Annotated in this window: 11 protein-coding genes; 6 read left to right on the forward strand and 5 right to left on the reverse strand. The window is 63.7% G+C overall.

From position 1 onward, the window contains the following. Positions 1–55: 55 nt before the first annotated feature. The 5 genes from LB524_RS07595 to LB524_RS07615 all read left to right on the forward strand — a co-directional run bounded on the left by LB524_RS07595 (position 56) and on the right by LB524_RS07615 (position 5,657). A complete protein-coding gene (locus LB524_RS07595) occupies positions 56–1,315 on the forward strand; it encodes an ABC transporter substrate-binding protein (protein WP_140711929.1) in 1,260 nt (419 codons plus the stop codon). A gap of 232 nt (positions 1,316–1,547) precedes the next feature. Beyond that, the gene (locus LB524_RS07600; protein ID WP_015314651.1) at positions 1,548–2,477 is read left to right on the forward strand and encodes a carbohydrate ABC transporter permease; all 930 of its coding nucleotides are present in this window, start codon (positions 1,548–1,550) and stop codon (positions 2,475–2,477) included. 219 nt (positions 2,478–2,696) lie between these two features. After that, positions 2,697–3,536: a carbohydrate ABC transporter permease gene (locus LB524_RS07605; protein WP_015314650.1), complete on the forward strand. Its 840-nt coding sequence runs from the start codon at positions 2,697–2,699 to the stop codon at positions 3,534–3,536. After that, the gene (locus tag LB524_RS07610) at positions 3,533–4,594 is read left to right on the forward strand and encodes a Gfo/Idh/MocA family protein (RefSeq protein ID WP_224524888.1); all 1,062 of its coding nucleotides are present in this window, start codon (positions 3,533–3,535) and stop codon (positions 4,592–4,594) included. The genes LB524_RS07605 and LB524_RS07610 overlap by 4 nt, the downstream gene beginning before the upstream one ends. A gap of 64 nt (positions 4,595–4,658) precedes the next feature. Further along, positions 4,659–5,657 (forward strand): ABC transporter ATP-binding protein, encoded by a 999-nt coding sequence (locus tag LB524_RS07615; RefSeq protein ID WP_015314648.1) that lies wholly within the window; start codon positions 4,659–4,661, stop codon positions 5,655–5,657. A 155-nt stretch (positions 5,658–5,812) separates the two neighbouring features. On the opposite strand, the gene LB524_RS07620 is transcribed toward LB524_RS07615, so the two are convergent. From LB524_RS07620 to LB524_RS07640, 5 genes are all read right to left on the reverse strand, one after another. Next, the gene (locus LB524_RS07620; RefSeq protein ID WP_015314647.1) at positions 5,813–6,658 is read right to left on the reverse strand and encodes a fumarylacetoacetate hydrolase family protein; all 846 of its coding nucleotides are present in this window, start codon (positions 6,656–6,658) and stop codon (positions 5,813–5,815) included. 164 nt (positions 6,659–6,822) lie between these two features. Then, a complete protein-coding gene (locus LB524_RS07625; protein ID WP_224524892.1) occupies positions 6,823–7,554 on the reverse strand; it encodes an SDR family oxidoreductase in 732 nt (243 codons plus the stop codon). 291 nt (positions 7,555–7,845) lie between these two features. Beyond that, entirely contained in the window at positions 7,846–10,218 is a 2,373-nt protein-coding gene (locus LB524_RS07630) for an aldehyde dehydrogenase family protein (protein ID WP_224524895.1), read from the reverse strand. Between the two features lie 68 nt (positions 10,219–10,286). Next, positions 10,287–11,333: a deoxyribose-phosphate aldolase gene (deoC, locus tag LB524_RS07635; protein WP_224524898.1), complete on the reverse strand. Its 1,047-nt coding sequence runs from the start codon at positions 11,331–11,333 to the stop codon at positions 10,287–10,289. Positions 11,334–11,529: 196 nt separating this feature from the next. After that, positions 11,530–12,357 carry a ferredoxin--NADP reductase gene (locus LB524_RS07640; protein ID WP_140660268.1) on the reverse strand — a complete coding sequence of 276 codons (828 nt, stop codon included), beginning with the start codon at positions 12,355–12,357 and terminating at the stop codon, positions 11,530–11,532. Positions 12,358–12,576: 219 nt separating this feature from the next. Between LB524_RS07640 and LB524_RS07645 the strand changes: the two genes are divergently transcribed. Next, positions 12,577–14,661 carry a hydantoinase/oxoprolinase family protein gene (locus LB524_RS07645; RefSeq protein ID WP_224524901.1) on the forward strand — a complete coding sequence of 695 codons (2,085 nt, stop codon included), beginning with the start codon at positions 12,577–12,579 and terminating at the stop codon, positions 14,659–14,661. The last annotated feature ends 1 nt before the right edge of the window (position 14,662 follow it).

The raw sequence follows: 14,662 nt of genomic DNA on the forward strand, positions 1-14,662 counted from the left end.
AAGCCCAGGTTCTCATCAAAACCGAACCTGAAAAAGGTCAACAGGGAGACTGAGCATGACAACGAAACTACTGACGGCACTGCTTCTGGGCACCAGCATTCTCGGCTCGGCCGGATTGGCTCACGCCGAGGACGTAACGCTCAACATCGAAAGCTGGCGCGGCGACGACCTTGCCATCTGGAAGGACAAGCTGATCCCGGCCTTCGAAGCCAAGAACCCCGGCATCAAGGTGGTGTTCGCCCCCTCGGCCCCGACCGAATATGACGCCGCCCTTGGCGCCAAGCTCGCCGCCGGTTCGGCGGGCGACCTGATCACCTGCCGCCCGTTCGACAAGTCGCTCGAACTGTTCAAGAAGGGCAACCTTGCCGACCTGTCGGCGCTGCCCGGCATGGAAAACTTCTCGCCGGTCGCAAAGTCCGCCTGGCAGACCGATGACGGCAAGGCGAGCTTCTGCGTGCCGATGGCATCCGTCATCCATGGCTTCATCTACAACAAGGACGCCTTCGACAAGCTTGGCATCAAGGTGCCTCAGACCCGAGACGAATTCTTCGCCGCGCTCGACAAGATCAAGGCCGACGGCACCTATATCCCGATGGCGATGGGCACCAAGGACCTCTGGGAAGCCGCGACCATGGGCTACCAGAACATCGGCCCCAACTACTGGAAGGGCGAGGACGGCCGCAAGGCGCTGATCAAGGGCGATCAGAAGCTGACCGACAAGGACTGGGTCGCGCCGTATGAGGAACTGGCCAAGTGGAAGCCTTACCTGGGCGACGGCTTCGAGGCCCAGACCTATCCGGACAGCCAGAACCTGTTCACGCTCGGCCGCGCCGCCATTTACCCGGCCGGCTCGTGGGAAATCGGCCTGTTCAACACCCAGGCACAGTTCAAGATGGGCGCCTTCCCGCCGCCGGTCGAGAAGGCCGGCGACACCTGCTACATCTCCGACCATACCGATATCGGCATGGGCCTGAACGCAGCCTCCCAGCACGCGGACGCGGCCAAGACCTTCCTGTCCTGGGTGGCCTCGCCTGATTTCGCCACCATCTACGCCAACGCGCTGCCGGGCTTCTTCAGCCTGAACTCCTCGCCGGTGAAGATGGAAGACCCGCTGGCGCAGGAATTCGTCTCCTGGCGCGGCAAGTGCAAGTCGACGATCCGCTCGACCTACCAGATCCTGTCGCGCGGCACGCCGAACCTCGAAAACGAGACCTGGGTTGAATCGGCCAACGTCATCAACGGCACCGATACGCCCGAAGCCGCGGCCAAGAAGCTGCAGACCGGTCTCGACAGCTGGTATAAGCCGGCCAAGTAAGAGCTCAGGCAACGGAGCCGGCTGGGCGCATGCCCGGCCGGTTCCGGATTACCCTGTCTTCATATTGCGATTGTCGGCTCTGCCTCACGGCCTTACCCTTGCTGTTGTTGGGGAAGGCTGGCTGATCAGTCGCAGGCCTTTGTCTTGCCGCACCGGGCATGGTTGGGCCATGCATCGAGGCATCATCTAGCATCACATCGTCTGGAACCGAGAGACGGCGGGGACCGAACTCATGGCCGCACAAACACGACCCAAAAGACCATTCCGCTGGCATATCGCCGTCTTCCTGGCGCCGGCGGTGCTCGTCTATACGGCGATCATGATCCTGCCGCTCGCCGGCACGCTGCAGCTCTCGCTGTTCCGCAATGTCGACCAGTCCCAGATCTTCGTCGGCCTGGACAATTTCCGCACCCTGTTCGGCGATCCCAACTGGTCGGTCAATTTCTGGAATGCGTTGCGCAACAATGTCTGGTTCTTCATCATCCACATGCTGGTGCAGAACCCGGTCGGCGTGCTGTTGGCGGCAATTCTCTCCAGCCCCAGGCTGCGGTTCGCCGCCTTCTACCGCACCGCGATCTTCGTGCCGACCATCCTGTCCTTCGTCATCGTCGGCTTTGCCTGGAAGCTGATCCTGTCGCCGCTATGGGGCGTGGCGCCGCATCTGCTCGACTTCGTCGGCCTGAAAAGCCTGTTCACGCCCTGGCTCGGCAAGGAGCAGTACGCGCTGACCGCGCTCAGCCTGATCTCGGTGTGGCAATTCATCGGCATTCCGATGATGCTGATCTATGCCGCGCTGCTGTCGATCCCCGAAGAGGTGATCGAGGCGGCCGAATGCGATGGCATCACCGGCCTGTCGCAGTTCTGGAAGATCAAGCTGCCGCTGATCCTGCCGTCGATCGGCATCATCTCGATCCTCACCTTCGTCGGCAATTTCAACGCCTTCGACCTGATCTACACCGCGCAAGGCGCGCTCGCCGGGCCGAACTATTCGACCGATATTCTCGGCACCTTCCTCTATCGCGCCTTCTTCGGCTTCCAGCTGCAGGTCGGCGATCCCAACATGGGCGCGACCATCGCCACGATCATGTTCCTGATCATCCTGGGCGGTGTCTGCGTCTACCTCTTCCTCATCCAGACGCGCCTGCGTCGCTACCAGTTCTGAGAGGCGAGAGATGTCGAGCTTGAGCACCCCCCTCTGGCCTGCCGGCCATCTCCCCCGCAAGGGGGGAGATCAGATGTCGCTACTGCTTTCGCCAGTCGCCATCGTTGCAAGGTGGACGGCAAGGCCGACGCTGCCAATCTCCCCCCTTGCGGGGGAGATGTCCGGTAGGACAGAGGGGGGTGTCTTGGCGCCAACCTCTCTGCGCAGGAAGGGTTTCCAATGAGCATCGCCACCCGTTCAATGCCCCGCACCATCGGCGCCCACGCGATCCTGTTGACCTACACGGCGATCGCACTGTTTCCGGTGATCCTGGTCATCATGAATTCGTTCAAGTCCCGCGCTGGCATCTTCGGCGCGCCGCTGACGCCGCCGACGCCAAAGACCTTCGACCTGATCGGCTACACCACGGTGATCGGCCAGGGCGACTTCATCCACTATTTCCAGAACAGTCTCGTCGTCACCGTCGGCTCGCTGTTCTTCGTGCTTCTGTTCGGCGCCATGGCCGCGTTCGCGCTGTCGGAATATCGCTTCCGCGGCAACACGATGATGGGGCTTTATTTGGCGCTCGGCATCATGATCCCGATCCGCCTCGCCACCGTCGCCATCCTGCAATTGATGGTGGCGAGCGGGCTGGTCAACACGCTGACGGCGCTGATCCTGGTCTACACCGCGCAAGGCCTGCCGCTCGCCGTCTTCATCCTGTCCGAATTCATGAAGCAGGTGTCCGACGATCTGAAGAACGCCGGCCGCATCGACGGGCTGTCGGAATACACCATCTTCTTCCGGCTGGTCGTGCCGCTGGTGCGGCCGTCGATGGCAACCGTCGCCGTCTTCACCATGATCCCGATCTGGAACGATCTGTGGTTCCCGCTGATCCTGGCGCCGTCGGAAGAGACCAAGACGGTGACGCTCGGCGCCCAGCTTTTCCTCGGCCAGTTCGTCACCAACTGGAACGCCATCCTGGCGGCACTGTCGCTGGCGATCCTGCCGGTGCTGGTCCTCTATGTCATCTTCTCGCGGCAGCTGATCCGCGGCATCACGTCGGGAGCCGTCAAGTGAGTTCGCAAAAACCCCTTCGCGTTGTCGTCGCCGGCCTAGGCAATATGGGCCGCAGCCATGCGCTGGCCTATCACACCAATCCAGGTTTTCAGATCGCCGCGCTGGTCAACCGCTCCGACGTGCCTTTGCCTGGGGGGCTGTCCGGCTATGGCATCAGGCGTTCGTTCGATGACGCCCTGCGCGACGAAAAGCCCGACGTCGCCTGCGTCGCCACCTATTCCGACAGCCATGCCGACTATGCGGTGAAAGCGTTCGAGGCCGGCTGCCATGTCTTCGTCGAAAAGCCGCTGGCAACGACGGTGGCCGATGCCAGGCGCGTCGTCGCGGCAGCCAAGGCCAACGGCCGAAAGCTGGTGATCGGCTATATCCTGCGCCACCACCCGTCCTGGATCCGGTTGATCGCCGAAGCGCGCGAGCTCGGCGGTCCCTACGTGTTCCGCATGAACCTCAACCAGCAATCCTCGGGCCATACCTGGGAGACGCACAAGCAGCTGATGCAGACGACATCGCCGATCGTCGATTGCGGCGTGCATTATCTCGACGTCATGCTGCAGATCACCGATGCCAGGCCGGTCGAGGTGCGCGGGATGGGCGTGCGACTGACCGAGGAGGTCGCACCGTCCATGTACAATTACGGCCATCTGCAGGTGCTGTTCGATGACGGTTCGGTCGGCTGGTACGAGGCCGGCTGGGGCCCGATGATTTCGGAAACCGCCTTCTTCGTGAAGGACGTGATTTCGCCCAAGGGCTGTGTGTCGATCGTTATGAAGGAGGGCGTTAAGTCCGACGACATCGACACCCACACCAAGACCTCGACCATCCGCCTGCACAGCGCCGCGACCGGCACGGACGGCAAGTTCCTAAAGGCGGACGAGATGCTGTCGATGGAAGGCGAACCCGGCCATCAGGATCTCTGCGATCTCGAACAGGCTTTTGTCCTCAAGGCGATCCGCGAGGATATCGATCTCACCAGACATATGGACGACGCGGTGCGGTCGCTTGCCGTCTGCCTTGCCGCCGACGAGAGCGTGCGCGGCGGAAAGGCGGTGCGACTGTGATCAGGCTGTCGTCGTCCGCGCCGTACAGGGGCCTGGCGCCCACTCATCAATTTGGAGGACTGCCGTGGGCTCGCTGAAAATCGAGAACGTGAAAAAGGCCTTTGGGCCGGTCGAGGTGCTGAAGGGCATCGACCTCGAAGTGACGGATGGCGAGTTCGTCGTCTTTGTCGGCCCTTCGGGTTGCGGCAAGTCGACATTGCTCCGGGTCATCGCCGGTCTGGAGGATTCGACCTCGGGCCGGGTGCTGATCGATGGCGAGGATGTCTCGGTCACCCCGCCGGCGAAACGCGGCATTGCCATGGTGTTCCAGACCTATGCGCTCTATCCGCATCTGACGGTGAAGAACAATATGGGGCTCGGGCTCAAGCAGGCGAACACGCCGGCAGCGGAAATCGACCGCCGCATCGGCATCGCCTCGTCTATGCTGTCGCTCGAGCCCTATCTCGAAAGACGACCTGCGGAACTTTCCGGCGGCCAGCGCCAGCGCGTCGCCATCGGCCGCGCCGTGGTGCGCGAGCCGAAACTGTTCCTGTTCGACGAACCGCTGTCGAACCTCGACGCGGCGCTGCGTGTCAACACGCGGCTGGAGATCGCGCAGCTACATCGCCGGCTGAAGGCGACGATGATCTACGTCACCCACGACCAGGTCGAGGCGATGACGCTGGCCGACAAGATCGTGGTGCTCAATGCCGGAAAAATCGAGCAGATCGGCGGCCCGATGGAACTCTACAATTCGCCGGCAAACGAGTTCGTCGCCGGCTTCATCGGCTCGCCCAAGATGAATTTCGTCGACGGCGCCCGGCTCGGCGAGACAGCCAGGACCATCGGCGTGCGGCCGGAGCACCTGACCGTCGATCCGAAATCCGGCGCCTGGAAGGGCACGGTCGTCCACGCCGAACATCTCGGTGCCGACACCAATCTCTATCTGGATTGCGAGAAGGCCGGCCTGATCACCGTGCGGATTTTCGGGGTTTACGACGCGGAGCCGGGCGCCACGCTCTATGCGACGCCCGATGCGGCGAAGACCTATAGGTTTGGCGCTGATGGGAAGACGATAAAGTAATAGCTGAAGAGGGGCCGGCGCTGCCCCTCATTCGCCTGCCGGCACCTTCTCCCCGTATGGTGACGGGGAGAAGGAATGGCCGCAACGCTGGCGCTCCCTCTCCCCGTTCTGCACGGGGAGAGGGTAGGGGTGAGGGGCGGCGCTAACCTATCGATCTACACGTCCGCCCTGAACGTCTGCTTCTGCTGGCCGAGCCCTTCGATCCCCAGCTCCACGACATCGCCGGCCTTCAAGAACACCGGCGGCTTCATGCCGAGGCCGACGCCGGGCGGGGTGCCGGTCGAAATAATGTCGCCGGGGTGCAGCGACATGAACTGGCTGAGGTAGGAAACGAGATAGGCAACGCCATAGACCATGGTCTTGGTCGAGCCGTTCTGCATCGTCTTGCCGTTGACCGTCAGCCACATCTTCAGGTTTTGCGGGTCCGATACTTCGTCCTTGGTCACCAGCCACGGTCCGGTCGGGCCGAACGTGTCGCAGCTCTTGCCCTTGGTCCACTGGCCCTGGCGCTCGGCCTGGAAGGCGCGTTCGGACACGTCATGGGAGACGCAATAGCCGGCGACATGGTCGAGCGCGTCGGCTTCGCTGACATATTTGGCGGTTTTTCCGATAACCACGCCGAGCTCGACTTCCCAGTCGGTCTTCTCGGAGCCGCGCGGGATCAGCACGTCGTCGTCCGGGCCGACGATGGCCGAGCTTGCCTTCATGAAGATGATCGGCTCCGGCGGCACGGTGGCCCCGGTCTCGGCGGCATGGTCGGAATAGTTGAGGCCGATGCAAATGAACTTGCCGGTGCCGGCGACGCAGGCGCCGAGGCGCGGCTTGCCGGAAACCGCCGGCAGCGACTTCGCATCGAGCTTCGAAAGCATGTCCAGCGAGGCCGGATGAAGTGTCGTGCCGGCAATATCGGCAACATGGGCGGAGAGATCGCGGATCGTTCCATCCGCATCGAGCAGGCCGGGCCGTTCGCTTCCCACCTCGCCATAGCGCAGCAGTTTCATGCATCTTCTCCTGATTGCGGCCTCGTGGCCGTTCTACAAACTCTCCGCCGGGGCGGCCGTCTCTGGAACCGGGCGGACCCTAGCCATCAGCCCGCTTCACGACAAGCGCGAACAGCCTGTATTGGCGGCCGGCGACCCGATGTCCGGTTGTCTCAAGGCAGCGCTCAGATCGACCAGCCGCCGTCGATATTATAGGCCTGCCCGGACGTGTAGGTGGCGCCGGCAAGGTAGACGGCGAGATCTGCGATCTCCTCCGGCGTGCCGAGCCGGCCCATCGGCTGGCGGGCGATGAAGGCGGCGCGGGCGGCGTCATAATCGCCCTGGGCGTGCATGCGGTCCTGCAGCGACGGGCTCTCGACCGTGCCGGGGCAGATGGCGTTGCAGCGTATGCCCTTGCCGACATAGTCGGCCGCGACCGCCTTGGTCAGCCCGATGACGGCGGCCTTGGTTACGCTATAGGCGAAGCGGTTCGGCACGCCCTTGGTCGAACTGGCCAGCGAAGCCATGTTGATGATCGACCCGTCGCCACGCTCCAGCATGCCGGGCAGCACCGCCCGGATGGTTCGGATCATGGCGCGCACGTTGAGATTGAAAGCGAAATCGAGATCACTGTCCTTCATCTCCAGGATCGAGCCCGAATGGACGAAACCGGCGCAATTGAACAGCACGTCGACGGCGCCGATCTCTGCAAAGGCGGCATTGACCGCCTCGTCGTTGAGAACGTCGACCTTGCGGGTCTTGATCCCTGATGTCTTGGCGAGTTCCGCCAGCAGCGTCTCGTTGATGTCGGTGGCATGGACGATAGCGCCTGCCTTGGCGAAGGCCAGCGCGCTCGCCTTGCCGATGCCTTGCGCCGCTGCCGTTATGACAACGACCTTGCCCGCCAGTTCCGCCATGCTTTGTTCCTCGCCTGCTTGGGTCAAAAAGCTTTTATCGGCGGCTGGCGAAAGCGTCATGTGCCAGTCAGGCGCGATTGTGCGGCCTGTGCCAGTTCACAGATAAAGATGTTTTTTCTGGTTAAAGAACATATGGCCAGGCGTCAAGCCCGATCGCGATCCCTGTGGTGACATGCCCTAGAGCCGGACGATTTCAGGTCAAGTCGACCTGAAATCTGAATCCGTCTCTAAATCAAAGAGATAGAGCATGATGTCGTCCGAAAACCGCTTCACACTTTTCGGAATCATGCTCTAGTCGCCGTAAGGCACCCAGACATTCTTCACCTCGATGGCACGGCGCAGAAAAACGTCGCCGGCGGCTTCTTCCGAGGCCCAGTCGAGGCTGCGGCCGTTGCCGCTCCAGACGCGTTTGAGGTTGCCGATGGACTCGGCTTCCGCCTTGGCGCAGGTATCCGCGTCGGCGAACAGCCAGAGCCCGTCGACGTCGTCGTGCTTGGCCAGCACGCCGGCAAGCTCCGCGGTGCGTCCGGTGACGATGTTGATGGCGCCGGCCGGCACATCGGAATATTCGATGACCTGATAGAGATCGGTGGCCAGCAACGGATACCGTTCCGACGGCACGGCGACCACCGTGTTGCCCATGGCCAGCGCCGGCGCGACCAGCGAGATGAAGCCGAGCAGGGGCTGATTGTCCGGCGCGACGATGCCGACGACGCCGACCGGCTCATGCAGCGCCAGCGTCACGGCACGCGCCGGCGGCTGGTGCACGCGTCCCTCGAACTTGTCGGCGAGGCCGGCATAGAAAAACAGCCGTTCGACCGAGAGCTCCACCTCGTCCCGCGCGGCCTTGGTGTTGGCTCCGGTCAGTTCGGTGAGCCGGGCGGCAAATTCTTCCGCGCGCCCGGAAAGGTTCTCGGCCAGGTAATAAAGCACCTGCGACCTATTATAAGCGGTCGCCTCCGGCCAGCTTTTGCAGGCGCGGGCAGCCGAAACCGCATCGCGGATATCCTTGCGGCTGCCGAGCCCGACTTCGCCGGCGAGCTTGCCCTTGGCGGTGGCGACGGCAAGCGAGTAATTGCCGTCCGGCCGCACCTGCTTGCCGCCGATGAACAGCTTCGCGGTGCGGTCGATAGCGACGCCGTCCGCCTGTTCCACGGGCTGCACCGACGATGTCGCCTGCTTGATGACCGGGCCGAGCGGCAGTTTCGCCGCCAGATATTCGAACATGCCCTCGCGCCCGCCCTCGCGCCCGAAACCGCTCTCGCGATAGCCGCCGAAGCCGCAGGCGGCGTCGAACATGTTGGTGCCGTTGACCCAGACCACGCCAGCCTTCAGTTGCGGCGCGACATGGAGCGCCAGGTTGACGTTCTCGCTCCACACCGAGGCTGCGAGGCCATAGCGCGTGTTGTTGGCGAGTTCGATCGCTTCCTCGGTGTTGCGGAAGGTCATGGTGGCGAGCACTGGCCCGAACACCTCTTCCTGCGCCAGAATATTAGCCGGCGAAACACCGGTGGCGAGCGTCGGCAGGTGATAGTAGCCGGAAGACGGCAGCGTTGCATCCGGCTGCCAGCAGACGGCGCCCTGCCGGGCACCTTCGGCGATCAGTCCCTTGACCCGGTCGAGCTGGGTCAGGTCGACCAGCGGGCCGATATCGGTGTTCTTGTCGAGCGGGCTGCCGACACGCAGCCGGCTCATCCGTGTCTTGACCTTGGCGATCAAGGCATCGGCGATGCCTTCCTGCACCAGCAGGCGCGAACCGGCGCAGCAGACCTGGCCCTGGTTGAACCAGATGCCGTCGACCAGGCCCTCGACAGCGCTGTCGAGATCGGCGTCCTCGAAGACGATGAAGGCCGACTTGCCGCCAAGTTCCAGCGACAGCTTTTTCCCTGAGCCCGCCGTGGCCTTGCGGATGATCTTGCCGACTTCCGAGGAGCCGGTGAAGGCGATTTTCTGGATGCCGGGGTGGTTGACGATCGCCGCGCCCGCTTCCGGACCGCCCTGCACGATGTTGACGACGCCTTTCGGCACGCCGGCGCGCTCGCAGATCTCGGCGAACAGAATGGCGGTGAGCGGCGTGAACTCGGCCGGCTTCAGCACCACGGTACAGCCCGCCGCAAGCGCCGGCGCGATTTTCCAGGCCAGCATCAACAAGGGAAAATTCCACGGGATGATCTGGCCGACGACGCCGACACCCTTTTGGCCGGGAAAATCCCTGTCCAGCGCCTGCGCCCAGCCGGCATGGTGAATGAAATGGCGGATCGCCAGCGGCACGTCGATGTCGCGGCTTTCGCGGATCGGCTTGCCGTTGTCGATCGTCTCAAGCACCGCGAACAGCCGCTGGTGGCGCTGCATGGCGCGGCCGATGGCGTAGAGCACTTTCGCGCGCTGGTATCCGGAACTGGCGCTCCATTTCGGCAGCGCCTTTGCGGCGGCCGCAACCGCCGCGTCGATGTCGGCGGCATTGGCATCGGACACCTTGGCCAGCAGCTTGCCGGAAGACGGCTCGCTGGTGTCGAAGGTCTTGCCGCCGCCGGCCGCTTTCCAGTCGCCACCGATGAACAGCGCTTTGGAGAAATCGCGCCCGGCCAGCCATGCATCGGCCTGGTTGCGAGCCTCCGGCGCCGGGCCGTATTCCATGGCGTGATAGCGTTCAAGGACGTTCATCAGGTTCCTCCTTCACCCTCCCCCTTGTGGGGAGGGTCGATCGGCAAAGCCGATCGGGGTGGGGGTGCTCAAGCCATCGCGTGGCGGTGATTGGCCGAATAATGCCCGGTCAGATGATGCTCGAGCTGACGTTCGATATCGGTCAGCAGGCTCGATGCGCCAAAGCGGAACAGCTCCGGCTCCAGCCATGGACGGCCGAGCTCTTCCTTCATCAGCACCAGCCAGTCGAGCGAGACTTTCGCGGTCGAAATGCCGCCGGCCGGCTTGAAGCCGATGAGATAGCCTGTCTCCTCGAAATAGGCCCTGATGGCGCGCACCATGGCGAGGCCGACAGGCAGTGTGGCATTGACGCTTTCCTTGCCGGTCGACGTCTTGATGAAATCGGCGCCCGCCATCATCGCCACCATCGAGGCCAGCATGACGTTGCGCAGCGTGGCGAGGTCGCCGGTGCCCAAGATGACCTTGAGATGCGCGTCGCCGCAGGCGGCCCGCATCGAGACGATTTCATTATAAAGCTCGCGCCACTTGGCGCCGAACACCAGGCCGCGCGGGATGACGACATCGATCTCGTCGGCGCCGTCCTTCACCGAGGCCTCGATCTCCTGCAACCGGGTCGACAGCGGCGCCAGCCCATGCGGAAAGGCGGTGGAGACCGCGGCGACATGGATGCCGGTGCCGCGCACCGCGTCCACGGCCGTGGCGACGAAGGGATGGTAGACGCAGACGGCGGCGGGCCGGATGGTCTCGCCCGCAATGCCGAGGCCTTCCATGATGTCGCGGCGCAGCGGGTTGATCGCCTTGGCGCAGAGCCGGCGCACGCGCTCCTCGGTGTCGTTGGAGTTGAGCGTCGTCAGGTCCATGCAGGCGATCGCCCGCAGCAGCCAGGCGGCCTGGTTGTCGGCCTTGATCGAGCGCCGCTTGGTCAGACTGGCGACGCGGCGTTCCAGCGCGGAGCGGTTGACGCTGCGTACCGATTCGAGAAAACCGAGGTCGAGTTTCAGGCCGGGATTGCGCGCGAAATGATGGTCCAGCGGCACCGGCGTGTTGGCGGCGGCGCGCGCCGGCAGCGGCGTCACCTTGGTGCCAAGATCGGCTTCGCGGATTGTGCTGCTCATCTCCTGCCCTTTCATTCAGCGGCGTGCGCTTGATATCTCACGCGCGCATCCTTCTCCCAAAGCCGTCGACAGTTTTGGGCGACACGCACGAAGATAGCCCGCGAAGTCGCGCTTCACGAGTCCTCAAGCGAGGGATAGCTGAAAAAGGCCGCGAAAGCAGCTGTCAAAAATCAGCTTCCTGGGAGACGCGCTGGCCTCAGCCGACGAAGGCGCGTTCGACGACGAAGCTCGAGGGGTGGCTGAGCGAACCTTCCTGGAAGCCGAGGCTTTCGGCCAGCTCCTTGACGTCCTTCAGCATGTGCATCGAGCCGCAGATCATGATGCGGTCGGTTTCGGGATTGAGCTTTTCGATGCCGAGGTCGCTGTAGAACTTGCCGGAGCCGATCAGCGCGGTGATGCGGCCCATTCGCGCCGACTCTTCGCGGGTCGTCGAATTGTACAGCGTAACGCGCCCAGTGGTCAGCTCGCCGATCAGCGGGTCGCTTTCGAGCGCCGCCACCAGTTCCTGGCCGTAGATCAGCTCGGCATTGTCGCGGCAGGTGTGGGTCAGGATCAGCTGGTCGAACTTCTCGTAAGTGTCGGGATCGCGCAGCAGGCTGGCAAAGGGCGCGATGCCGGTCCCGGTCGAGATCATGAACAGGCGCTTGGCGGGGGTCAGCGCGTCGACGACCAGCGTGCCGGTCGATTTCTGGCGCATGATGACGGTGTCGCCGACCTGGATCTTCTGCAGTTCCGAGGTCAGTGGGCCATCCGGCACCTTGATCGAGAAGAATTCCAGCTCTTCGTCCCAGGCCGGGCTGGCGACGGAGTAGGCGCGATACACCGGCTTCTCGGCATTGGGCAGGCCGATCATGACGAATTCGCCCGAGCGGAAGCGCAGCGACTGCGGCCGGGTGATGCGGAACGAGAACAGCCGGTCGGTATAGTGTTTCACCGAGACGACGGTCTCGGCATAGACGTTGGCCGGAATCGGAAACTGCAGCGGACGGGCTTCAGCGGTGTTGAACGCGGGCGTGGTGTTCATCGATTCCAACCTTCTCGCCCAATGAGAGACGCGGGCGCCAAACCTTCCCGTGCGCGCCCGAACCATTCAGGTTCCGGCATGCCATGCACGCTACCGAAGCGGTAAGCTCTTGTGTCCGGAATTTATTAGTATACAAACGATATTTGCGTCAAGATGCCGCCGTAAAACACCTTTCCAAACTGCGGCATATCCGTAGTCTCAGCATTTCGGGTTTCGACAATGAAAGAGAATTTTTCGGTGCAGCCGCCGGATTCCCTGGGCAGCGTCGTCGCCGGCATCGATGTCGGCGGAACCTTCACCGACCTGCTCCTGATCGACGGCAAGGACGGTGGCAAGGTGTATCTGGCCAAGACCCCGACCACTGTCGACAACCAGGCCTTTGGCGTGGTTTCGGCGCTTGGCGTCACCGGCTTTCCGATCGAGGGAATCGACCTCATCGTGCATGGCACGACCACCACCACCAATGCGGTGCTGGAGCGCCGGCTGGCCAAGACCGGCATGATCACCACGCGCGGTTTTCGCGACGTGATCGAACTCGGCCGGCGGACGCGGCCGCAACCCTATGGCATGACCGGAACCTTCGTCCCAATCATTCCGCGCAACCTGCGCCTCGAAGTGTCGGAGCGCGTCGAGGCGTCGGGTGCGGTGCGCACGCCGCTCGATGAAGCCGAGATGCGCGAGGCGGTACAGACGCTCATCGCGGCCGGCTGCGAATCCCTCGTCATCCATTTCCTCCACTCCTATGCCAACCCTGCGCATGAGCGGCGCGCCGCCGAGATCGCCGCCGAATCCTGGCCGAACGGCTACATCACGTCAGGCCATGCGCTGCTGTCGGAGGCGCGCGAATTCGAGCGCGGGGTGACGGCCTCGGTCAACGCCTCGGTGCAGCCGATCCTGGAGCGCTACGTCGAGCGGCTGCGCAAGGAATTGGCCGACAAGGGCTATGCCCGCGACTTCCTGATCATGAACGGCAATGGCGGCATGATCTCGGCCCGCTTCGTCACACGTGAATCGGCCAAGACGGTCATGTCGGGCCCCGCCTCCGGCGTTATCGCCGCCGCCTATACGGGCAAGCGCGCAGGCTTCGAAAACCTCGTCACCTACGACATGGGCGGCACCTCGACCGATGTGGCGCTGATCCGCAACGCCGAACCGGCGGTCTCGAACGAGATCGAGATCGAATATGCCATGCCCATCCATGTGCCGATGGTGGCGGTGCATACGGTGGGCGCCGGCGGCGGTTCGATCGCCCGCGTCGATGCGGCCGGCCTGATCCAGATCGGCCCGGAAAGTGCCGGCGCCAATCCCGGCCCGATATGCTATGGGCGCGGCGGGACTGAGCCGACGATCACCGACGCCAACCTGGTGCTCGGCCGGCTGGCGCCGAAGAAGTTGCTGGCCGTCGAAAACCCGGTCACATCGGAGCGCGTCACCGGCATTTTCGAGGACAGGATCGGCAAGGCAACCGGCCTGTCGGGTGTCGAGGCGGCGGGCGCGGTGCTCAGGCTCGGCAACATGAAGATGGCCGGCGCCATCCGCATGGTGTCGGTGTCGCGCGGCCATGATCCGCGCGATTTCGCGCTGTTCGCCTTCGGCGGCGCCGGGCCGCTGCATGCGACGGCGCTCGCGCGCGAACTCGGCTTGCCCAAAGTGCTGGTGCCGGCGCGGCCCGGCATCACCAACGCGCTCGGCTGCGTCGTCGCCGATCTGCGCCATGACTTCGTCAACACCATCAACCAGCCCGTGGCCGTGCTGGACGAAAGCCAGCTCCACCAAGTACTGGAACGGCACCGGAACGAAGGCGAGGAGCTGATCGCCAAGGAAGCGGTGAAGCCGGAAACGATCCGCGTCACCCACTCCGCCGACATGCAGTTCGTCGGCCAGACCCACATCATCAACGTGCCGCTGCCGTCCGCGTCGGTGACCCGGAGCCAATTGCAGGCGTTGTTCGAGAAAGCCTATTTCGCCCGCTTCAAGGTGGAGCTGCCGGAAATCCGCGCCAACCTCGTCAACCTCAACACCTCGGTCACCGGCGTGCGACCGGCGATCGACCTGTCGCGGCTGATCGACCCGGCCGGGCGGGCAAGGACGCTCGACGGGGCGCGGCGCGAGATCCGACCGGTCTGGTACGCCGGGCGTTGGCACGACACGCCGGTTTACAGCAGGGAAAAGCTGCCGCTCGATGCAGTCATCGAAGGGCCGGCGATCCTCGAACAGATGGATGCGACCACCGTGCTCGAACCCGGCGACCGCGCGCGCTCGGATGCAGACGGCAACATCATCATCGACATTGGCGAGGCCTGAC

Origin of the sequence: Mesorhizobium sp. ESP6-5 (genome assembly GCF_020164695.1) — a bacterium.
Lineage (GTDB): Bacteria > Pseudomonadota > Alphaproteobacteria > Rhizobiales > Rhizobiaceae > Mesorhizobium > Mesorhizobium australicum.